The organism is Enterobacter sp. A103 (assembly GCF_034427535.1).
Classification (GTDB): Bacteria; Pseudomonadota; Gammaproteobacteria; order Enterobacterales; family Enterobacteriaceae; genus Enterobacter; species Enterobacter asburiae_B.
Window position 1 is genome coordinate 887,694 of the sequence record NZ_JAXQPQ010000002.1, and the last position, 20,330, is coordinate 908,023.

Consider the following 20,330-nt stretch of genomic DNA (forward strand, 5'->3'; position numbering starts at 1 on the left):
CTGTATAATTAAGCCGTAACACCTGGCGCAGTTGCAGGTGAGGAGGAACAATGAAAATTACGGTGCTCGGATGCGGAGCGCTTGGTCAGCTGTGGCTGACCGCGCTGTGCAAGCACGGACATGAGGTTCAGGGCTGGCTGCGCGTGCCCCAGCCCTATTGCAGTGTAAACCTGATTGGTGAAGACGGAAGCATCTTTAACGAATCCCTCACCGCGAACGATCCTGACTTCCTGGCGCAAAGCGACCTTTTACTGGTGACGCTCAAAGCGTGGCAGGTCTCAGACGCGGTAAAAACGCTGGCCGCGCAGCTCCCCCCCACTTCGCCCATACTGCTGCTGCATAACGGCATGGGAACCCTTGATGAGCTGAAAAGCGTCCCGCAGCCCCTGCTGATGGCGACGACCACGCACGCTGCGCGTCGCGACGGCAACATCATCGTGCATGTCGCCAGCGGCGTGACGCACATCGGGCCCGCCAGAACTCAGGATGGAGATTACAGCTATCTTGCCGATGTGCTGCAGAAGGTGCTGCCGGACGTCGCCTGGCACAACAACATCCGCCCTCAGCTGTGGCGCAAGCTGGCGGTAAATTGCGTGATCAATCCGCTGACGGCGCTGTGGAATTGCCCGAACGGGGAGCTGAAAAATCATCCGCAGGACGTTGCGATTTTGTGTGCGGAAGTCGCGGCGGTCGTTGAGCGGGAAGGCCTGCATACCTCGGCCGACGATTTACGCTGTTATGTCGAGCAGGTCATTGAGAGCACGGCAGAAAACATCTCCTCGATGCTGCAGGATGTTCGGGCTTTACGCCACACGGAGATCGACTACATTACCGGCTATCTGCTAAAACGCGCCCGCGCGCACGGCATTTCCGTGCCGGAAAACGCCCGTCTGTATGACCTTGTAAAACGTAAGGAGAGTGAATATGAGCGCGTCAGCACTGATCTGTCTCGCCCCTGGTAGCGAAGAGATGGAAGCGGTCACCACCATTGATTTGATGGTGCGCGGCGGCATTAAGGTCACCACCGCCAGCGTCGCCAGCGACGGCAATCTGGCAATCACCTGCTCGCGCGGGGTGAAAATCCTTGCGGATGCCCCCCTCGTTCAGGTGGCTGACGGCGATTACGACATCATCGTGCTGCCCGGCGGCTTAAAAGGCGCGGAATGTTTTCGCGATAGCCCGCTGCTGGTCGAGACCGTGCGTCAGTTTCATTTATCCGGCCGCATCGTCGCGGCAATCTGTGCCGCAGCAGGAACGGTTCTGGTTCCGCACGATATCTTCCCCATCGGCAACATGACCGGCTTCCCGGGGTTGAAGGATACGATCCCGGAAGAGCACTGGGTGGATAAACGCGTCGTCTGGGACCCGCGCGTCAACCTGCTGACCAGCCAGGGGCCAGGCACCGCGATTGATTTTGGCTTAAAGATTATTGAACTGCTGGTCGGGCGCGAGAAAGCGTACGAAGTGGCGTCGTCGCTGGTGATGCCGGCGGGGATTTATAATTATTACGAATAGGTGTTCTCCCTATGGGAGAGAGCCGGGGTGAGGGCTTCAGGCCGCACTCCCCGGCAAAAAACTACGGGCGATACACCTTCACGTTCGCAAAGCCCTGTTCGCGCAGATACAGCGCCTGCAGGCGACTCATCACCCCGCGCTCGCACCACAGCAGATACGTTTTGCTCTGGTCGAGATCGCCAAACTTGGTGCTCAGCTTATAGAACGGCAGAGAAACCACGTCGACGCCTTCAACCTGAAGCGGCTTGTCATCCTGCTCGTCAATGGAGCGGATATCCAGAATCGCATCGTTAGCGCCGAAACCGCTCACGGTTTCAACTTCAACGACTTCCTGCTCGGTCTGCTGGGCAATCTCGCGGATGTCGATGTTGGACGCTTCCTCCACCACTTTTTCCAGAATGCTGAAATCGAAGTTCTCTTCTTCCGCTTCGATCTTCGCCTTCACCGCCTTCACCGTTGGGCTTTTTGAGATCACGCCGCAGTATTCCGGCATGGTGCGGGCAAAATCTTCGGTACCGATTTCGCGCGCCAGATCGATGATGTGCTCTTTATCGTGGGAGATCAGCGGGCGCAGGATCAGCGTATCAGACACGTTGTCGATCAGACGCAGGTTGGTCAGCGTCTGGCTGGATACCTGGCCCAGCGCTTCACCGGTGACCAGCGCCTGCACGCCGTAGCGCTCGGCAACTTTGGACGCCGCACGCACCATCATGCGCTTCAGCACCACGCCCATCTGGCCGTCGTCCACTTTTTCGAGGATTTCGCCGACCACAGGTTCGAAGTTGATCGCCACGAAACGCACGCGGTGGGAGCTGCCGAAGCGGTTCCACAGGTAATGCGCGACCTGACGAACGCCGATTTCGTGCGCCGCACCGCCCAGGTTGAAGAAGCAGTAGTGCACACGGCAGCCGCGGCGCATCAGCATATAGCTGGAGACGCCGGAGTCGAAGCCGCCGGAGATCAGGGACAATACGTCTTCCTGGGTTCCGATCGGGAAGCCGCCGATACCTTCATAGCGCCCTTTCACCAGCAGCAGGCGATCGTTTTCGATCTCCAGATTCACGGTCACGTCCGGGTTGGTCAGACGTACGCGCGCCGTCTCAACGTGCTGGTTCAAACCGCCGCCAACGTAACGTTCCACTTCAATGGAGCTGAACTCGTGCTTGCCGCGACGCTTCACGCGCACGCAGAAGGTTTTGCCTTCGATCTGGTCGCGGTACTGCACCAGCGCTTTCTCGAAGATGTCGTGCATATCGCTGAACGGAACATCTTCCACTTCCAGGATATGGTGGATCCCCGGAATACGGGTCAGCGCGTCGCGAATATCCTGACGTTTATTTTCGTCTTTGGCGCGCACTTCAACGTGGTCCCAGTGGCGCACCACGGCGAGGGTTTCGTCGTAGTGCTTTAATACGTTACGAATGTTCCCGGTGAGAATTTTAATAAAGCGCAAACGCACAGATTGGCTTTTGATGGTGATTTCAGGGAACAATTTAATGATAAACTTCATGGCGGCAATGTTTCTTAGGCAAGCGTATTAAGGCTTGTAATGGAAAAGAGTACAGCAGCCCACACCCGTGGCTGCATCCAGGCGCGCAAGTATACCACCATCGCGCCGCTCCTGTGCACATTGCGCGTTATTTGATAATTGCCCTGAGTCCGTTACCATGTCGGGGCTGAGAATATAAGAGTCAATTCACTATGCCGAAGAAGAACGACGCACCGGCCAGTTTCGAAACTGCGCTGAGTGAACTGGAGCAAATCGTTACCCGTCTTGAAAGCGGCGATCTCCCGCTGGAAGAGGCGCTCAACGAATTCGAGCGTGGCGTACAGCTGGCGCGCCAGGGGCAGGTCAAACTGCAGCAGGCCGAGCAGCGCGTGCAGATCCTGCTTTCCGACAGCGAAGACGCGAAAACCACGCCTTTCACACCGGACGCCGAGTAAATGGATTTTGCCAACGAGCTTCAGGCGCGTGTCGTACGCGCCAACGACGCCCTGCGCCGTTTTATTGCGCCACAGCCTTTTCAGAACACTCCTCTGGTTGAAGCCATGCACTATGGCGCACTCTTGGGTGGAAAGCGCCTGCGCCCGTTCCTGGTGTACGCGACAGGCAATATGTTTGGCATCAGCGATAACACGCTGGACGCCCCGGCAGCCGCCGTGGAGTGTATCCACGCCTACTCGCTGATCCACGACGATCTCCCGGCCATGGACGACGACGATTTGCGTCGGGGTCAACCCACCTGCCATATCAAGTTTGGCGAGGCGAATGCCATTCTGGCGGGTGATGCCCTGCAAACGCTGGCATTCTCGATTTTGAGCGACGCGCCGATGGCGGAAGTGGCCGACCGCGACCGCCTGGCGATGATCTCCGAGCTGGCAATGGCCAGCGGCGTGGCCGGCATGTGCGGCGGACAGGCGCTGGATCTTGAAGCGGAAGGACGTCAGGTTAATCTGGAACAGCTGGAGCGTATTCACCGCCATAAAACCGGGGCGTTGATTCGTTCCGCCGTTCGCCTGGGCGCGCTGAGCGCGGGTGAACAAGGGCGCAAAGCCCTGCCGATTCTGGACAGATACGCAGAAAGTATCGGTCTGGCGTTCCAGGTTCAGGATGACATTCTGGATGTGGTGGGCGATACTGCAACATTGGGTAAACGTCAGGGTGCGGACCAGCAGCTTGGCAAAAGTACCTACCCCGCCCTGCTGGGTCTTGAGCAAGCCCAACGTAAAGCCCGGGATCTGATTGACGATGCCCGCCAGTCGCTAAATGAACTGGCCGCGCAATCGCTGGATACCTCGGCACTGGAAGCGCTAGCGGACTATATAATCCAGCGTGATAAATAAACTATATATCTCGATGAGCCTTTGATGAGTTTTGATATTGCCAAATACCCGACACTGGCGTTAGTTGACTCCACCCAGGAGTTACGTCTGTTGCCGAAAGAGAGCCTGCCGAAGCTGTGCGACGAGCTGCGTCGCTACCTGCTCGACAGCGTAAGCCGCTCCAGCGGCCATTTCGCCTCCGGGCTTGGCACGGTAGAGCTGACCGTGGCGCTGCACTACGTCTATAACACGCCGTTCGATCAGCTCATCTGGGACGTGGGGCACCAGGCCTATCCGCACAAAATTCTGACCGGACGTCGCGATAAAATTGGCACCATTCGTCAGAAAGGCGGCCTGCACCCGTTCCCGTGGCGCGGTGAGAGCGAGTATGACGTGCTGAGCGTCGGCCACTCCTCCACCTCCATTTCTGCGGGCATCGGTATTGCCGTTGCCGCCGAGAAAGAGAACAAGCAGCGCCGCACCGTCTGCGTGATTGGCGACGGCGCCATTACCGCCGGTATGGCCTTCGAAGCCATGAACCACGCGGGCGATATCAAGCCGGACATGCTGGTTATCCTCAACGATAACGAAATGTCGATCTCCGAGAACGTCGGCGCGCTTAACAACCATCTGGCCCAGCTGCTCTCCGGCAAGCTTTACTCCTCGCTGCGCGAAGGCGGCAAGAAAGTCTTCTCCGGCGTACCGCCGATTAAAGAGCTGCTCAAGCGTACCGAAGAACACATCAAAGGCATGGTGGTGCCGGGCACCCTGTTTGAAGAGCTGGGCTTTAACTATATTGGCCCGGTTGACGGTCACGACGTGCTGGGCCTGGTGACCACGCTCAAGAACATGCGCGACCTGAAAGGCCCGCAGTTCCTGCATATCATGACCAAAAAAGGGCGCGGTTACGAACCGGCGGAAAAAGATCCGATCACCTTCCACGCGGTACCGAAATTTGACCCGTCCAGCGGCTGTCTGCCAAAAAGCAGCGGCGGCATGCCGAGCTATTCCAAAATCTTCGGCGACTGGCTGTGCGAAACCGCAGCCAAAGACAACAAGCTGATGGCGATCACCCCGGCCATGCGTGAAGGCTCTGGCATGGTGGAGTTCTCCAGAAAATACCCTGACCAGTATTTTGACGTCGCCATTGCCGAGCAGCATGCGGTGACGTTTGCTGCGGGCCTGGCCATTGGCGGCTACAAGCCGGTTGTCGCGATCTATTCCACCTTCCTTCAGCGCGCCTACGATCAGGTGATCCATGACGTGGCGATTCAGAAGCTGCCGGTACTGTTTGCTATCGATCGTGCGGGCATCGTCGGTGCCGACGGCCAGACGCACCAGGGCGCGTTTGATCTCTCCTTCCTGCGCTGTATTCCGGATATGGTTGTCATGACGCCAAGCGACGAGAACGAATGTCGTCAGATGCTGTTTACCGGCTATCACTATCAGGATGGCCCAAGCGCCGTCCGCTACCCGCGCGGCAATGCGGTAGGCGTTGAGCTGCAGCCGCTGGAAAAACTGCCGGTCGGTAAAGGTCTGGTGAAGCGTCGCGGTGAGAAAGTGGCAATCCTGAACTTCGGCACGCTGATGCCAGAGGCGGCTAAAGCGGCTGAAGCGCTGAATGCCACCCTGGTGGACATGCGCTTTGTGAAGCCCCTCGACGACTCTCTGATCCTGAGTATGGCTGAGACCCACGACGTGCTGGTCACGCTGGAAGAAAACGCCATCATGGGTGGCGCGGGCAGCGGCGTGAATGAGGTGCTGATGGCGAACCGTAAAGCCGTGCCGGTGCTGAACCTCGGCCTGCCGGATCGCTTCATTCCGCAAGGTACTCAGGACGAAGCCCGTGCGGCGATTGGCCTGGACGCCGCCGGTATCGAAGCCAAAATCCGTACCTGGCTGGACTGACCCCTCCCCCTTTTCCGCTCCTGCTATGCTTAAACCTGGTGTTTAAACAGCAGGAGCGGAACCGTGCAATACACAACATTAGGAAAAACGGACCTTAAGGTTTCCCGACTTTGTCTGGGATGCATGACCTTTGGCGAGCCCGATCGGGGAAACCACGCCTGGACGCTACCGGAAGAGAGCAGCCGTCCGATTATCAAACGCGCCATCGAGGGCGGCATTAACTTCTTTGACACCGCCAACAGCTACTCCGACGGCAGCAGCGAGGAGATTGTCGGCCGCGCCCTGCGCGATTTTGCCCGTCGTGATGATATCGTCGTCGCCACCAAGGTCTACTACCCGGTGGGCGACCTGGCTGAGGGCCTTTCTCGCGCGCAGATCCTGCGCTCCATTGATGACAGCCTCAGACGCCTGAACATGGATTACGTCGACCTGCTGCAAATTCACCGCTGGGATTACAACACGCCAGTCGAGGAGACGCTTGAAGCACTGAACGACGTGGTCAAAGCCGGGAAAGCTCGCTACATCGGCGCGTCGTCTATGCACGCGTCGCAGTTTGCCCAGGCACTGGATCTCCAGGCGCAGCACGGCTGGGTGCGATTTGTCACCATGCAGGATCACTACAATCTGATCTATCGTGAAGAAGAACGCGAGATGCTGCCGCTGTGCCATCAGGAGGGCGTGGCGGTGATCCCGTGGAGCCCGCTGGCGCGCGGCCGCCTGACCCGTCCATGGGGTGAAACCACGGCTCGCCTGGTATCGGATGAAGTGGGAAAAAATCTCTATGGCGGTACAGAAGCCAGCGATGCGCTGATTGCCGAACGTTTAGCCGGGATCGCCGACGATACCGGTGCCACTCGCGCCCAGGTAGCGCTGGCGTGGCTGCTGGGCAAGCGCGGGGTCGCAGCGCCGATTATTGGAACGTCGCGGGAAGAACAGCTGGATGAGCTGCTGAATGCGGTGGATATCACGCTGACGCCGGAGCAGATTGCCGAGCTGGAGACGCCGTATCAGCAGCATCCGGTGGTGGGGTTTAAATAAGCCCATCTTTTGTAGGCCGGGTAAGGCGGAGCCGCCACCCGGCAGTACAGCGCGCATAAACTTACGCGAAGTGATCGTATCCTTTCCAGTCCAGCGTAACGGGCGCACCGTCTTTCACAAACTTCAGCCCTTCACTCTCCGGCATGATCTGACCGATGCAGGTAAACTTCGCGCCGAGATGCGCTAACGCCACGTCCAGCGTTCCACGGTTGAGCTCAGGCACCGTGAAGCACAGCTCGTAGTCTTCACCACCGGACAGCGCCCAGCGCAGGGCCTGCTCAGGCTCTACATGGCGAAGCAGTTGCTCCGACAGCGGGAACAGATCCAGGTCAACGCGCGCGCCTACGCCGCTGGCCTTCAGGATATGCCCGAGATCCGAGATCAGCCCGTCAGAGAGATCAATAGCCGAGCTTGCCCGTTCGCGCAGCGCCTGGCCGTGCAAAATACGCGGCGTTGGCCGCAGATGGCGTTTCACCAGATACGCCGCGTCGTCAGCATCTTCAACCGTTAAACGGTTCTGCAGGATCGCCAGCCCTGCCGCGCTGTCGCCCGGCGTACCGGTCACGTAGATCCAGTCGCCCGGTTTTGCGCCCGAGCGCTTCAGCGCGCGGCCGAGCGGCACGTAGCCGTGGATCGCCAGCGTCATCGACAGCGGCCCGGCAGTGGTATCACCGCCAATCAGCTGCATATCGTAATAGCTAAGCTGCTCAAAAAGCGCATCGCTAAAGGCTTCCAGCCAGGCTTCATCCACCTCTGGCAGGGTCAGAGCCAGCGTCAGCCACGCGGGATCGGCACCCATCGCCGCCAGATCGCTGACGTTAACCGCCAGGGCTTTATACGCCAGATCGGCAGGATCGATATCCGGTAAGAAATGACGGCCGCACACCAGGGTGTCGGTGCTGATTGCCAGCGTCTGTTTTTCGGGAATATTGAGAAGTGCACAGTCATCGCCAATGCCGGTTTCAACATCAAGACGAGAGGTTCTGACACGGTCGAAATAACGGGCAATCAGGGAGAATTCGCCGCATGCCATACGTTATGCCTCAGCAAATAAAAGAAAAAACCGGAGCCGCACTGCCCGTCAGGCAATGCAGGACTCCGGTTTGCGGATCACTTTTTGTGGGGACGGATCGCAGGTGCTGCTTTATCAAGTACGCCGTTTACAAACTTGTGGCTGTCTTCAGCGCCGAAGGTTTTCGCCAGCTCGATCGCTTCGTTGATGGCCACTTTATACGGCACATCATCACGTTTAGACAGCTCAAACAGCGCGATACGCAACACTGCTTTTTCCACCTGGCCCAGCTCTTCGAGCAGACGGGACAGGTATGGCTTCATCAGGCCATCGAGATACGCGCTATTAGTCGCCACTCCCGACAGCAGTTCGCGGAAGTACAGAACGTCAACGTCTTTTACGTCCTGTTCTGACAGGAACTGGTATTCAACATCAGCGATGTCGTTCTGGGACAACTGCCAGGAGTAAAGTGCCTGGACGGCACATTCACGGGCGCGGCGACGAGCAGCAGGTTTCACGGAATTCCCCTTACAAAAAAATCAGGCCTTGATGGCTTTCAATACATTGATCATTTCAAGCGCGGTCAGTGCAGCTTCTGCACCTTTGTTACCGGCTTTGGTGCCAGCACGTTCGATGGCTTGTTCAATACTTTCGGTGGTCAGCACGCCGAACGCGACAGGAATTTCAGCATCCTGCGCAACGTGTGCCAGACCGTTGCTTGCACCGCCCGCAACGTATTCGAAGTGCGCAGTGCCGCCACGAATAACGGTACCCAGCGCAATCACCGCGTCGTATTTACCGGTTTTCGCCAGCGCGCCCGCCGCCAGTGGCAGTTCGTAAGCGCCTGGAACCCAAACAACGGTAATGTTGTCATCTTTAACCTGGCCGATACGTTTCAGGGCGTCAATCGCACCTTCCAGCAGGCTGTCGTTGATGAAGTTGTTGAAACGCGCAATGGTGATGGCGACGCGAGCGTCCGGGGTAGCTACAGCAGCTTCAATAATGTTCATACTCTTCCTTTACGGGTTCATTTGGCCCCGCAGGGGGGCGGATTTTATCATAATACTTTGCGCACTGCTTCCCTATTTCAGGAGCAATTACGCTGTCGTTAAGTGGAGGCAGACATCCGGGCCTACCGGACGAATCTCGCTAAATTTGAGTTGCGGTGCGTCGGCCAGTTTTTCAAGGCCGGGCAGCACAAACAGGCCGCGCGCGTCGTGACCTAACAGTTTAGGCGCAACGTAAACAATCAGTTCATCCACCAGTCCGGCCTGTAAAAGCGCACCGGCGAGCGTTGGCCCCGCTTCAACCCAGATGCTGTTCACCTGCTGCTTGCCGAGCAGCATCATCAGCACTACCAGATCCAGATGACCGTTATGCTCCGGCACCATAATGCTGCGCACGCCTTCCGGCCATTCGCGCGCATCTTCTTTAGTGCGGGCAATCCAGGTTTCACCCGGCTGCTGCACGATGCGGTGCTCCGGCGTCACGCGGTTCTGGCTATCAATGATAATACGCAGCGGCTGGCGCAGGTTCTCCTGCGGGTACAGCGCCTGGGTATCGGCATTCAGTGCGTCCCAGCGCACGGTCATGGCCGGATCGTCAGCCAGAACGGTTTCACTGCTGGTGAGAATAGCATGGCTTTGCGCGCGAAGACGTTGCACATCGCGCCTTGCCTGTGGTGAGGTTACCCACTGGCTTTCGCCGTTTGCCATCGCCGTACGACCGTCCAGCGAGGCGCCCAGCTTGAGCTGAATATACGGGAACCCCGTGCGCATGCGCTTCAGAAAGCCTTTGTTGATCGCTTCCGCGTCCTGCATCATCAGCCCATGGCTGACGTCGATGCCTTCCTGCTGCAGGCGATACAGACCTCGTCCGGCAACCTGCGGATTCGGGTCCTGCATCGATGCGACCACGCGTGAAACGCCTGCCGCGATCAGCGCTTCGCAGCACGGCGGCGTACGCCCGTGATGGCTGCAGGGCTCCAGCGTGACGTAGGCTGTGGCGCCGCGCGCCTTCTCACCCGCCATGCGCAGCGCATGAACCTCGGCATGCGGCTCGCCGGCACGATAGTGAAACCCCTCCCCTACGATCTCGCCATCTTTAACGATAACGCATCCGACGTTCGGGTTGGGATGGGTGGTAAAACGACCGCGCTGCGCCAGCTTCATGGCTCGCGCCATGTAAATCTCATCCTGCATGAGCTTAATCCTGTAAGCGGGCGATCTCTTCGCCAAACTCTTTGATGTCTTCGAAGCTGCGGTAGACCGAGGCGAAGCGGATATAGGCAACCTTATCGAGCTTTTTCAGCTGCTCCATCACCAGGTTACCGATCATTTTGCTCGGCACTTCACGCTCACCCAAACCACGAAGGTAAGATTTTATGTGGTTTAACGCCATCTCAACGTCATCCGCGCTGACGGGACGTTTTTCCAGGGCCTTCAGCATCCCGCTGCGCAGTTTCTCTTCGTTAAACGGCTCGCGCACGTCGTTGCTTTTCACCACGCGCGGCATTACCAGCTCTGCAACCTCAAAGGTCGTGAAACGCTCGTTGCACACCAGACACTGCCGACGACGGCGTACGGATGACCCTTCGCCCACAAGACGAGAGTCGATGACTTTGGTATCCACAGCGGAGCAGAATGGGCAATGCATACGGTATCCCTGTTATGTGGTTAACTAATTTTCATTTTACCCTGATCTGGCCTGACAACAAAGGAAGAGCTTTTTGAGACAAAGGATCTATGTCTGACACGTTGAGGCTGGCTACCATTAAGGCGATCCGTTATTTCAAGGAAATAAACGCAATGACAAGACGTTACCTTAAAATTTTGCTGGTGGGGAGCCTCTTCACCCTTAGCGCCTGTGCACAGCAAACCGAAGTCCGTCAGATGAAACAGAGCGTGAACACGCTCAATGCGGCGATGGACAAACTGAACAAAGAAACGGTGAAGATCACCCAGCAAAACGCGCTAAATGCCAAATCCAGCAGCGGGGTTTATCTGCTGCCGGGAGCGAATACGCCTGCGCGTCTCAATAGTCAGATTGGCACGCTAAAAATGTCTCTGGTGAATGTGGCGGCGAATGCAAATGGTACTCGCGCAACATTACGCATCCAGGGCGAGTCCAACGATCCGTTGCCCGCCTTCAGCGGCACCGTCGAATGGGGACAGATTCAGGGCACCACTGAGAGCTACCAGGAGGTGAATGTTAACAGTCAGCTGTTCACCGCTCCGGCCAGCGTGCTGGCACCAAGCGATGTTGACATTCCGCTGCAGCTTAACGGACTGACTCCGGATCGGTTAGATTTCATCCGCATTCACGATATCCAGCCCGCCGCGCAATAACCCTCCCTTTAGCGGAGTGAAATGTCACTCCGCTAACATTTACATTTCGTATGGATTGGCAACATAAATGATTGCCGCTACAATCCCGCCCGTTTAAAGTACGCAAACGTGAACGCAATCGATTACGCGTGTGAGAGATATGTGAAACAACACATATTTTTGTGAGCAGGGATTCCTATAATAGGCACCGCAGAAACACGAAATATTTAGAAACGCAATTCGCGCATTTTTCACTCCCGGAAGGGAATTTCAATCAGTGGCATGATTATGAAAAAAACATTACTCGCAGCCGGCGCCGTGCTGGCACTTTCTTCCTCTTTCACTGTTAACGCAGCGGAAAACGATAAACCACAATACCTCTCCGACTGGTGGCACCAGAGCGTTAACGTGGTCGGCAGCTACCACACGCGCTTTTCTCCAAAGCTGAACAACGACGTCTACCTGGAATACGAAGCGTTTGCTAAAAAAGACTGGTTTGATTTCTACGGCTACATCGATATTCCTAAGACCTTTGACTGGGGCAACGGCAACGATAAAGGTATCTGGTCAGACGGTTCCCCGATGTTCATGGAAATCGAACCGCGTTTCTCTATCGATAAGCTGACGGGCACTGATCTGAGTTTTGGTCCGTTCAAAGAATGGTACTTCGCCAACAACTATATCTACGATATGGGCGATAACAAAGGCAGCCGTCAGAGCACCTGGTACATGGGTCTGGGTACAGACATCGATACCGGTCTGCCTATGGGACTGTCCCTGAACGTGTACGCGAAATACCAGTGGCAGAACTATGGCGCTTCCAACGAAAACGAGTGGGATGGCTACCGTTTCAAAGTGAAATACTTTGTGCCAATCACTCAGGTTTGGGGTGGCCAGCTGACCTACATCGGCTTCACCAACTTCGACTGGGGCTCAGATCTGGGTGATGACAAGAACCGTACCAGCAATTCTATCGCGTCCAGCCACGTTCTGGCTCTGAACTACGATCACTGGCACTACTCCGTAGTCGCGCGTTATTTCCATAATGGCGGCCAGTGGAAAGGTGGAGATACCGTGAACTGGGGTGATGGTGATTTCACGTCAAAATCAACCGGTTGGGGTGGCTACCTGGTTGTAGGTTATAACTTCTAACCTGTTCGGGACTGTGCGGGCTGATGCCCTCACCCTGACCCTCTCCCACAGGGAGAGGGAACAAATACAAAAAACGGCAACATTCGTTGCCGTTTTACTTTTACCTCGCCGCCGGGCAAAAAAAGCCAGCTCAAGCGCTGGCTTTTTACTGCTTAACCTTCCGCAAAAAATCCGCCAGCGATCTGTCCGCACTCTCGCTAAACCGCCTCTCCGTCTGCACAATATTGAGACAGCGGTCGAGCCGGAAACAGCGATAGTCGTCGCGCCGTTCGCACCACGCCGCCAGCAGCCAGCGCTCCCCCCAGAAGAACAAGCCCAGCGGCTGGACCTCGCGTTTAGAGAGCTGCCCGGCCTCATCACGGTAATGCAGCGCCAGCACGCGCTGGGCGGAAATCGCCTGATGGATCCTGTCAAAATCGCTGCGGGAGTGGCTTTGCATGCAAAAATCCGGGGCGTAGATCCGCGTCTGCTCTGCCTTTCGACGACTCTCCTCGGACAGGATAGCCAGCACCTTCTCCTGAGCCGACTCCAGCTCGCGCGAAAGCGATTCCCCTCCCCAGGTTTTGAGCAGGCGAATCGCGACGATCAGCGCCTCTGACTCCTTATTTGTCAGCATCAGCGGCGGCAGGTCAAAACCCGACATCAGCCGATATCCGCTCCCCGCCTCACCTTCCACCGGCACGCCGGAAAGCGACAGATCGCGGATATCGCGGTAGACCGTGCGCTCGGACACGCCAAGCCGGTCCGCCAGATGCGCTGCCGTTGTCAGACGCCTGCCCCGCAGGATCTGCACAATCTGAAACAAACGGTCAGCGCGTCGGGTCATCTCTTATTCCGCTCTCAGGCAGGTTGATGGAGGCCGACGCGGTTACCCTCGCTGTCGGTAAACAATGCGATAGTGCCAATACCATGCGGCAGTTCCAGCGGGCCAAACACGCACTCGCCGCCCGCGGAGGCGATGCGATCGAGCGTGACAGCCAGATTGTCAGTATGCAGGTAAATAATAGCGCCCTGCAAAGACGGTGTAACGCCGTCAAATTTTGCCAGCGCCCCGCCGGTATACTGATCCTCATGCGGGAAAACGGCCAGCTCCGCACAGTCCATTTTCTCGCGACGCAGCGCGAGCTGCATCACCGGTTCATAAAATTTGATGGCGCGATCCATATCCGCGACCGGAATTTCAAACCAGTTAATGACGCTTTTCATACATCCTCCTGCCTGTTGTTTGGGTTCAGAAGGAGTCTACGACAGGGCTCCTGACAGCATACTGTCAGGAGTGTTTGTCAGGAGCAGATAAAAAAAATCCCGGTCAACAGACCGGGATTTCGATAACGCGCTAAAGGTCGCCTTACGGCAGAATGGACGGCTGATCCGCCCCTTCTTTCTCGACTTTCTGCTGGAGCAGGTGCTCGCGCTTCATGCCGAGTTTCAGTGCCAGAGCGGATGCGACGTAGATAGACGACGCCGTACCGATGGTGACACCAATCAGCATGGTCAGCGAGAAGCCTTCCAGTACCGGACCACCGAAGAGGAACAGCATCAGGATCACCATCAAAGTGGTACCGGATGTGATCAAGGTACGGTGCAGCGTCTGGGTCAACGACACGTTAAAGATTTCGTACGGCGTACCGCGACGGATCTTACGGAAGTTTTCACGGATACGGTCAGATACCACGATACTGTCGTTCAGTGAGTAACCGATAACGGACATCAGGGATGCCACAATCGTCAGGTCAATCTCAATGTGGAACAGCGACAGTATGCCCATGGTGATCACCACGTCGTGCGCCAGAGCGATAACCACACCGGCCGCCAGTCGCCACTCAAAGCGGAAACCGACGTACACCAGGATGGAGATCAGCGCTACCAGCAGCGCCATCGCACCGGTCTGCGCCAGGTCAGCACCCACGCTTGGGCCGACGAACTCAATACGCTTGACCGCCGCGTTCTGGCTGGTTGTTTCGTTAATCACGCTAACAACCTTGCTGCCCAGCTCCTGGCTGCCGTTGGCATCGTGCACCGGCGGCATACGCACCATGATGTCGCGGCTGCTGCCGAAGTTCTGCAGCAGCGGCTCTTCAAAGCCCGCTTTCTGCAGCGATTCGCGCATCTGGTCCATATCGACCGGTTTTTCCAGGGAGATCTCGATGACCGTACCGCCTGTGAAATCCAGCCCCCAGTTAAAGCCTTTCACGCTCATAATGCCGATGGACAGAATCAGCAGGAAACCTGAAATGCCGAAGGCCCAGTAGTCCCAGCGCATAAAGTCCCAGACTTTACGGCCGTGGTTCAATTGTTCAACAGTATATTCCTGTGCCACAACGCACTCCTCAGATAGACAGCTTTTTGACGCGCTTGCCGCCGTACAGCAGGTTCACGATGGCACGGGTGCCGACAATAGCGGTAAACATTGACGTTGCGACACCGATACCGGTTGTAATCGCAAAGCCTTTGATCGCGCCAGTACCCACTGCATACAGGATAAGAACCTTAATCAGTGTTGTTACGTTCGCATCGAAGATGGAGCTGAACGCGCCTTTATAGCCTTCGTCAATCGCCTGCTGAACAGAGCGACCGTTGCTCAACTCTTCTTTGATACGTTCGTTAATCAGTACGTTGGCGTCGACCGCCACCGCAAGGGTAAGAACGATACCTGCAATGCCCGGCATGGTCAGCGTCGCCCCCGGCAGCAGGGACATAATGCCGATGATCAGCACCAGGTTGGCGATCAGCGCGGAGGTCGCAATCAGACCAAACTTCTTGTAGAAGAAGATCATGAAGAGGATAGAGACCACCAGACCGGCCAGACACGCTTCCAGACCCTGCTGGATGTTTTGCATACCCAGAGTTGGACCAATGGTACGTTCTTCAACAATCTGAATTGGCGCAATCAGCGCACCGGCACGCAGCAGCAGAGAAAGCTGACGCGCTTCGTTCGGGTTGTTGATACCGGTAATACGGAAGCTGTTACCCAGACGAGACTGGATGTTGGCGATGTTAATCACCTCTTCCTCTTTCACCAGCACCGCACGACCGTTTGCATCTTTCTTACCGCTGTCTTTGTACTCCACGAACAGGGTCGCCATCGGTTTGCCGATGTTGTCCTTGGTGAAGTTAGACATGATGTTACCACCCGCGCTATCCAGCGAGATGTTAACCTGCGGCTGGTTGTATTCGTCCTGGCTCGACGTGGAGTCGGTGATGTGGTCACCGGTCAGAATCACGCGTTTGTACAGCACCACTGGCTGACCTTCGCGGGTCTGTTTCACTTCGGAGTCACCCGGAATACGCCCTGCGGCGGCAGCGGACTGATCGACGTTGGAGTTCACCAGACGGAATTCCAGGGTTGCGGTCGCACCCAGAATCTCTTTCGCACGCGCGGTATCCTGGATACCCGGCAGTTCAACCACGATACGGTCAGCACCCTGACGCTGCACCAGCGGCTCAGCCACGCCCAGCTGGTTTACACGGTTGCGCAGAATGTTGATGTTCTGCTGAACGGCATATTCACGCGCTTCTTTCAGACGCGCATCGGTCATCACCGCGCGCAGCTGGTTGCTGCCCTGAGAGGTGATCACCAGGTCACGGTGACGTTGGGTCAGGTAATCTACAGCCTGATCGCGCGCCGCGCTGTCGCGGAACGTGATGCTCATGCCGTAGTTATCTTCTTTACGCACGGTGGTGTAAGCGATGCCTTTATCACGCAGATCGCTGCGCAGGCTGTCGATATTCTGTTCCTGCAGCTTGCCAAGCGCGGTATCCATATCCACTTCCATCAGGAAGTGAACGCCGCCACGCAGGTCAAGACCGAGTTTCATTGGCTCTGCTTTCATCGCAGCCAGCCAACGCGGGGTTGCAGGGGCAAGGTTAAGCGCCACGACGTATTTGTCACCCAGCACGCCCATCAGCGCTTCGCGAGCGCGGAGCTGCGTGTCGGTGGTGTCGAAGCGAGCAAGAATTGCACCCTCTTCCAGAGCCACAGACTTAGCGGTAATTTTTTCTTCTTGTAACGTTTTCTGGACCTGGATCAGCGTTTGCTCACTGGCGGCAACACCGCGCGCGCCAGTGATTTGAACAGCCGGATCCTCACCATACAGGTTGGGAAGCGCGTACAGCAGGCCGACGAGAATCACGACGACCAGCATGATGTACTTCCACAAAGGATAACGGTTTAACACGGCAGTTCCCTTTGGGAAAAGTTGGGATTACAGCGCCTTCATGGTGCCTTTCGGCAGAACGGCAGCTACGAAGTCACGTTTGATGACCACTTCAGTGGTGTCGTTCAGGGCGATAGCAATGTAGCCGTTTTCAGCCACTTTGGTTACGCGACCCACCAGACCACCGTTAGTCAGTACTTCATCGCCTTTGGCAATGGAGTTCATCAGGTTTTTGTGCTCTTTGGTGCGCTTCTGCTGTGGACGCAGGATCATGAAGTAGAAGATCAGACCGAACACAACCAGCATCAGAATCAGAGACATCGGGCTGCCCTGCGCTGGAGCACCTGTTGCCGCTACCGCATCAGAAATAAAAAAGCTCATTCAAATTCCCTCATTATTAAAATTAATCAACGTTCAACGGTGGAACATCCCGCCCCTGACGTTGGTAGAAATCGGTCACGAAGCTCTCTAATTTACCCTCTTCGATAGCCTTACGTAAACCAGCCATTAAGCGCTGATAATAACGAAGATTATGAATGGTATTGAGACGCGCGCCCAAAATCTCGTTGCAACGATCGAGATGATGCAGATACGCGCGAGAATAATTGCGACAGGTGTAGCAATCGCACTCGGAATCGAGCGGGCTGGTGTCACTCTTATGCTTCGCGTTACGGATTTTCACCACGCCATCGGTAACGAACAAATGGCCGTTACGCGCGTTGCGGGTTGGCATGACGCAGTCGAACATATCAATGCCGCGGCGTACGCCTTCAACCAGATCTTCTGGTTTACCCACGCCCATCAGGTATCGTGGTTTATCCGCCGGGATTTGCGGGCAGACATGCTCCAGAATGCGGTGCATGTCTTCCTTCGGCTCACCCACAGCCAAACCGCCGACAGCGTAGCCATCAAAACCTATCTCTACCAGACCTTTAACAGAGATATCGCGTAAATCTTCGTAAACGCTGCCCTGGATAATGCCGAACAGCGCATTTTTGTTCTGCAGCGAGTCAAAACGGTCACGGCTACGCTTCGCCCAGCGCAGAGACATCTCCATGGAGCGTTTTGCGTAATCCCAGTCGGCCGGATACGGCGTACATTCGTCGAAGATCATTACGATGTCAGAGCCGAGATCGTACTGAATCTCCATCGATTTTTCGGGATCGAGGAAAATCGGATCGCCGTTGATCGGGTTACGGAAGTGTACGCCCTGCTCGGTGATCTTGCGGATATCGCCCAGGCTGAAGACCTGGAAGCCGCCGGAGTCGGTCAGGATTGGGCCTTTCCACTGCATGAAATCGTGCAGGTCGCCGTGGAGCTTCATGATCTCCTGACCCGGACGCAGCCACAGGTGGAAGGTGTTGCCGAGGATAATCTGTGCGCCAGTGGCTTCTACTTCTTCCGGCGTCATCCCTTTTACGGTGCCGTAAGTGCCCACAGGCATAAACGCGGGGGTTTCCACCACGCCGCGATCAAACACCAGGCGACCGCGACGCGCGCGGCCATCGGTGGTATCGAGTTCAAATTTCATTTTTTCTCCGACGTCAGAAAAACAGTCCAACGTTGTAAAACGGTGCCGCGGACTTATTCCCCGACACGCTCATTCAAAGCCAGCGGATTGTACGTGATAAACATCGCGTCCCCGTAGCTAAAAAAGCGATATTTTTGTTCTACCGCAGACTTGTAGGCCGCCATCGTATTCTGATAACCGGCAAATGCCGACACCAGCATAATCAGCGTCGATTCAGGCAGATGGAAGTTGGTCACCAGCGCGTCAATCACTTTGTACTGATAGCCCGGATAGATAAAGATCTGCGTATCGCCAAAGAACGGCTCGATAAGATTGCGCTTCGCCGCCTGCGCGGCGCTCTCGAGTGAGCGCACGGACGTTGTACCGACCGCCACGACGCGGCTACCGCGCGCTTTCGCCGCCAGCACCGCGTCCACCACATCCTGAGGCACTTCGGCATACTCAGAGTGCATGATGTGATCTTCAATGCTGTCCACGCGCACCGGCTGGAAGGTTCCCGCGCCGACGTGCAGCGTCACGAACGCCATCTCCACGCCCTTCGCGCGCAGTTTCTCCAGCAGCGGCTCATCAAAATGCAGGCCCGCGGTCGGCGCAGCGACGGCGCCAGGCTTCTGGCTGTAGACGGTCTGGTACAGCTCGCGATCGGCCTCTTCGTCCGGACGCTCAATATACGGCGGCAGCGGCATGTGGCCGATGGCGTTCAGGATATCGAGCACCGTGCGTTCGTCATCGAACGCCACCTCAAACAGCGCATCGTGGCGCGCGGTCATGGTCGCTTTGATGCTCTCATCATCGCCCAGCAGCAGTTCAGCGCCCGGCTTCGGCGCCTTAGACGCGCGAATATGTGCCAGAATACGTTTATCATCGAGCATACGTTCGACCAGCACTTCAATCTTGCCGCCGCTGGCTTTACGGCCAAACAGGCGCGCCGGGATCACGCGGGTATTATTAAAGACCAGCAGATCGCCAGGGTTGAGCTTGTCGAGCAAATCGGTGAAAGTACCGTGCGTCAGCTCGCCCGTTGGCCCATCCAGTGACAGTAAGCGACAGCTGCTGCGCTCAGGCATGGGATAGTGAGCAATCAGGGATTCAGGTAGTTCAAAGGAGAAATCGGCGACGCGCATGACGTATACTCGTGACTTAAAAACAGGCGGCATAGTCTAGTGCTCACACCCTTTTGCTGCAACAACTAGCCGCCCCCGGACAAATAAAACGCATGAATTTTCTCGCTCACCTGCATCTCGCTCACCTCGCTGACAGCTCCCTGTCCGGCAATTTGCTGGCCGATTTCGTACGCGGCAACCCCGCTGAGGACTATTCCCCGGAGGTTGTCGACGGGATTTTCATGCACCGCCGCATCGACGTGCTGACGGATAAGCTGCCGGAAGTGACGGAAGCCAAAGCGTGGTTTCGCCCTGAAACGCGCCGCGTTGCGCCGATCACGCTCGACGTGATGTGGGATCACTTTCTGTCGCGCCACTGGGAACAGCTGTCGCCGGAGATGCCCTTGCCGGCGTTTGTGCGCTATGCCCACCAGCAGGTGTCGATCATTCTGCCCGACTCGCCGCTGCGCTTTGTGAATCTGAATAACTATTTATGGTCGGAACGCTGGCTGGAGCGCTATCGCGAGATGGATTTCATCCAGAACGTGCTGAACGGGATGGCGAGCCGCCGACCGCGACTGGATGCGCTGCGGGATTCCTGGTATGACCTGGATGAACATTACGATGCCCTGGAAGCGCGTTTCTGGCAGTTTTACCCGCGGATGATGGTACAGGCGAAAAACAAACAGCTTTAAATACACGTCATCCTTCAAGCTGCCTCTGCGTTGGCTACGTCTGCTCACCCCAGTCACTTACTTCAGTAAG

22 protein-coding genes are annotated in these 20,330 nt (G+C 56.5%); 9 read left to right on the top strand and 13 right to left on the bottom strand.

Annotated features, from left to right (window positions below; genetic code table 11):
• Positions 1 to 50 precede the first annotated feature (50 nt).
• Entirely contained in the window at positions 51 to 962 is a 912-nt protein-coding gene (gene panE / locus SPH27_RS09860) for a 2-dehydropantoate 2-reductase (protein WP_064673452.1), read from the top strand.
• On the top strand, positions 925 to 1,515 hold the full coding sequence (yajL, locus tag SPH27_RS09865) for a protein deglycase YajL (protein WP_182071812.1): 591 nt from the start codon (positions 925 to 927) through the stop codon (positions 1,513 to 1,515). Before panE ends, yajL begins: the two co-directional genes overlap by 38 nt.
• Positions 1,516 to 1,576: 61 nt before the next feature.
• On the opposite strand, the gene thiI is transcribed toward yajL, so the two are convergent.
• Positions 1,577 to 3,025, bottom strand: a complete 1,449-nt coding sequence (gene thiI, locus SPH27_RS09870; RefSeq protein ID WP_048978945.1) for a tRNA uracil 4-sulfurtransferase ThiI — start codon at positions 3,023 to 3,025, stop codon at positions 1,577 to 1,579.
• 191 nt (positions 3,026 to 3,216) lie between these two features.
• Here thiI and xseB point away from each other — a divergent pair, with 191 nt between their 5' ends.
• From xseB to SPH27_RS09890, 4 genes are all read left to right on the top strand, one after another.
• A complete protein-coding gene (xseB, locus tag SPH27_RS09875; RefSeq protein WP_008503331.1) occupies positions 3,217 to 3,459 on the top strand; it encodes an exodeoxyribonuclease VII small subunit in 243 nt (80 codons plus the stop codon).
• Positions 3,460 to 4,359: a (2E,6E)-farnesyl diphosphate synthase gene (ispA, locus tag SPH27_RS09880; RefSeq protein WP_008503332.1), complete on the top strand. Its 900-nt coding sequence runs from the start codon at positions 3,460 to 3,462 to the stop codon at positions 4,357 to 4,359. It begins immediately after the preceding gene.
• A 24-nt stretch (positions 4,360 to 4,383) separates the two neighbouring features.
• Complete coding sequence (dxs, locus tag SPH27_RS09885) at positions 4,384 to 6,246, top strand: 1-deoxy-D-xylulose-5-phosphate synthase (protein ID WP_207167949.1); 1,863 nt, start codon at positions 4,384 to 4,386, stop codon at positions 6,244 to 6,246.
• Positions 6,247 to 6,309: 63 nt separating this feature from the next.
• Positions 6,310 to 7,284, top strand: coding sequence for an aldo/keto reductase (locus tag SPH27_RS09890; RefSeq protein WP_182071898.1), 975 nt, complete (start codon positions 6,310 to 6,312; stop codon positions 7,282 to 7,284).
• Between the two features lie 61 nt (positions 7,285 to 7,345).
• Here SPH27_RS09890 and thiL read toward each other — a convergent pair whose 3' ends face one another.
• The 5 genes from thiL to nrdR form a co-directional block, all read right to left on the bottom strand.
• The gene (gene thiL / locus SPH27_RS09895) at positions 7,346 to 8,317 is read right to left on the bottom strand and encodes a thiamine-phosphate kinase (RefSeq protein ID WP_033144764.1); all 972 of its coding nucleotides are present in this window, start codon (positions 8,315 to 8,317) and stop codon (positions 7,346 to 7,348) included.
• Between the two features lie 77 nt (positions 8,318 to 8,394).
• The gene (gene nusB, locus SPH27_RS09900; protein WP_006809908.1) at positions 8,395 to 8,814 is read right to left on the bottom strand and encodes a transcription antitermination factor NusB; all 420 of its coding nucleotides are present in this window, start codon (positions 8,812 to 8,814) and stop codon (positions 8,395 to 8,397) included.
• Positions 8,815 to 8,835: 21 nt separating this feature from the next.
• Entirely contained in the window at positions 8,836 to 9,306 is a 471-nt protein-coding gene (ribE, locus tag SPH27_RS09905) for a 6,7-dimethyl-8-ribityllumazine synthase (RefSeq protein ID WP_006176874.1), read from the bottom strand.
• An 87-nt stretch (positions 9,307 to 9,393) separates the two neighbouring features.
• Entirely contained in the window at positions 9,394 to 10,497 is a 1,104-nt protein-coding gene (gene ribD, locus SPH27_RS09910; RefSeq protein ID WP_182071896.1) for a bifunctional diaminohydroxyphosphoribosylaminopyrimidine deaminase/5-amino-6-(5-phosphoribosylamino)uracil reductase RibD, read from the bottom strand.
• Positions 10,498 to 10,501: 4 nt separating this feature from the next.
• Positions 10,502 to 10,951, bottom strand: a complete 450-nt coding sequence (nrdR, locus tag SPH27_RS09915) for a transcriptional regulator NrdR (RefSeq protein WP_008503337.1) — start codon at positions 10,949 to 10,951, stop codon at positions 10,502 to 10,504.
• A gap of 152 nt (positions 10,952 to 11,103) precedes the next feature.
• On the opposite strand from nrdR, the gene SPH27_RS09920 reads away from it, so the two are divergent.
• Both SPH27_RS09920 and SPH27_RS09925 read left to right on the top strand, forming a co-directional pair.
• Positions 11,104 to 11,643 carry a DUF3251 domain-containing protein gene (locus SPH27_RS09920; protein ID WP_048978949.1) on the top strand — a complete coding sequence of 180 codons (540 nt, stop codon included), beginning with the start codon at positions 11,104 to 11,106 and terminating at the stop codon, positions 11,641 to 11,643.
• Between the two features lie 267 nt (positions 11,644 to 11,910).
• Entirely contained in the window at positions 11,911 to 12,774 is an 864-nt protein-coding gene (locus tag SPH27_RS09925) for a nucleoside-specific channel-forming protein Tsx (RefSeq protein ID WP_028015691.1), read from the top strand.
• Between the two features lie 145 nt (positions 12,775 to 12,919).
• Here SPH27_RS09925 and SPH27_RS09930 read toward each other — a convergent pair whose 3' ends face one another.
• From SPH27_RS09930 to queA, 7 genes are all read right to left on the bottom strand, one after another.
• Positions 12,920 to 13,600 (bottom strand): helix-turn-helix transcriptional regulator, encoded by a 681-nt coding sequence (locus SPH27_RS09930; RefSeq protein WP_033144762.1) that lies wholly within the window; start codon positions 13,598 to 13,600, stop codon positions 12,920 to 12,922.
• A gap of 14 nt (positions 13,601 to 13,614) precedes the next feature.
• Positions 13,615 to 13,980 carry a VOC family protein gene (locus SPH27_RS09935; RefSeq protein ID WP_182071894.1) on the bottom strand — a complete coding sequence of 122 codons (366 nt, stop codon included), beginning with the start codon at positions 13,978 to 13,980 and terminating at the stop codon, positions 13,615 to 13,617.
• 142 nt (positions 13,981 to 14,122) lie between these two features.
• The gene (gene secF, locus SPH27_RS09940) at positions 14,123 to 15,094 is read right to left on the bottom strand and encodes a protein translocase subunit SecF (protein WP_033144760.1); all 972 of its coding nucleotides are present in this window, start codon (positions 15,092 to 15,094) and stop codon (positions 14,123 to 14,125) included.
• A 10-nt stretch (positions 15,095 to 15,104) separates the two neighbouring features.
• Complete coding sequence (secD, locus tag SPH27_RS09945) at positions 15,105 to 16,952, bottom strand: protein translocase subunit SecD (RefSeq protein WP_071884810.1); 1,848 nt, start codon at positions 16,950 to 16,952, stop codon at positions 15,105 to 15,107.
• A 27-nt stretch (positions 16,953 to 16,979) separates the two neighbouring features.
• Positions 16,980 to 17,312, bottom strand: coding sequence for a preprotein translocase subunit YajC (gene yajC / locus SPH27_RS09950; RefSeq protein WP_003859109.1), 333 nt, complete (start codon positions 17,310 to 17,312; stop codon positions 16,980 to 16,982).
• A gap of 22 nt (positions 17,313 to 17,334) precedes the next feature.
• Positions 17,335 to 18,462 (bottom strand): tRNA guanosine(34) transglycosylase Tgt, encoded by a 1,128-nt coding sequence (gene tgt, locus SPH27_RS09955; protein ID WP_003859110.1) that lies wholly within the window; start codon positions 18,460 to 18,462, stop codon positions 17,335 to 17,337.
• A gap of 53 nt (positions 18,463 to 18,515) precedes the next feature.
• Positions 18,516 to 19,586 carry a tRNA preQ1(34) S-adenosylmethionine ribosyltransferase-isomerase QueA gene (queA, locus tag SPH27_RS09960; RefSeq protein ID WP_039263914.1) on the bottom strand — a complete coding sequence of 357 codons (1,071 nt, stop codon included), beginning with the start codon at positions 19,584 to 19,586 and terminating at the stop codon, positions 18,516 to 18,518.
• A gap of 92 nt (positions 19,587 to 19,678) precedes the next feature.
• Between queA and acpH the strand changes: the two genes are divergently transcribed.
• On the top strand, positions 19,679 to 20,260 hold the full coding sequence (gene acpH / locus SPH27_RS09965; protein WP_182071892.1) for an ACP phosphodiesterase: 582 nt from the start codon (positions 19,679 to 19,681) through the stop codon (positions 20,258 to 20,260).
• Positions 20,261 to 20,330 lie beyond the last annotated feature (70 nt).

Excerpts from the sequence above, each read along its gene's own strand:
- SPH27_RS09920 (WP_048978949.1), top strand. The coding sequence starts at position 11,104 with ATGACAAGACGTTACCTTAAAATTTTGCTGGTGGGGAGCCTCTTCACC.
- yajC (WP_003859109.1), bottom strand. The coding sequence starts at position 17,312 with ATGAGCTTTTTTATTTCTGATGCGGTAGCGGCAACAGGTGCTCCAGCG.
- tgt (WP_003859110.1), bottom strand. The coding sequence starts at position 18,462 with ATGAAATTTGAACTCGATACCACCGATGGCCGCGCGCGTCGCGGTCGC.
- nrdR (WP_008503337.1), bottom strand. The coding sequence starts at position 10,951 with ATGCATTGCCCATTCTGCTCCGCTGTGGATACCAAAGTCATCGACTCT.
- acpH (WP_182071892.1), top strand. The coding sequence starts at position 19,679 with ATGAATTTTCTCGCTCACCTGCATCTCGCTCACCTCGCTGACAGCTCC.
- ribE (WP_006176874.1), bottom strand. The coding sequence starts at position 9,306 with ATGAACATTATTGAAGCTGCTGTAGCTACCCCGGACGCTCGCGTCGCC.
- queA (WP_039263914.1), bottom strand. The coding sequence starts at position 19,586 with ATGCGCGTCGCCGATTTCTCCTTTGAACTACCTGAATCCCTGATTGCT.
- yajL (WP_182071812.1), top strand. The coding sequence starts at position 925 with ATGAGCGCGTCAGCACTGATCTGTCTCGCCCCTGGTAGCGAAGAGATG.
- thiI (WP_048978945.1), bottom strand. The coding sequence starts at position 3,025 with ATGAAGTTTATCATTAAATTGTTCCCTGAAATCACCATCAAAAGCCAA.
- dxs (WP_207167949.1), top strand. The coding sequence starts at position 4,384 with ATGAGTTTTGATATTGCCAAATACCCGACACTGGCGTTAGTTGACTCC.
- SPH27_RS09935 (WP_182071894.1), bottom strand. The coding sequence starts at position 13,980 with ATGAAAAGCGTCATTAACTGGTTTGAAATTCCGGTCGCGGATATGGAT.
- SPH27_RS09930 (WP_033144762.1), bottom strand. The coding sequence starts at position 13,600 with ATGACCCGACGCGCTGACCGTTTGTTTCAGATTGTGCAGATCCTGCGG.
- thiL (WP_033144764.1), bottom strand. The coding sequence starts at position 8,317 with ATGGCATGCGGCGAATTCTCCCTGATTGCCCGTTATTTCGACCGTGTC.
- ispA (WP_008503332.1), top strand. The coding sequence starts at position 3,460 with ATGGATTTTGCCAACGAGCTTCAGGCGCGTGTCGTACGCGCCAACGAC.
- SPH27_RS09925 (WP_028015691.1), top strand. The coding sequence starts at position 11,911 with ATGAAAAAAACATTACTCGCAGCCGGCGCCGTGCTGGCACTTTCTTCC.
- ribD (WP_182071896.1), bottom strand. The coding sequence starts at position 10,497 with ATGCAGGATGAGATTTACATGGCGCGAGCCATGAAGCTGGCGCAGCGC.
- panE (WP_064673452.1), top strand. The coding sequence starts at position 51 with ATGAAAATTACGGTGCTCGGATGCGGAGCGCTTGGTCAGCTGTGGCTG.
- xseB (WP_008503331.1), top strand. The coding sequence starts at position 3,217 with ATGCCGAAGAAGAACGACGCACCGGCCAGTTTCGAAACTGCGCTGAGT.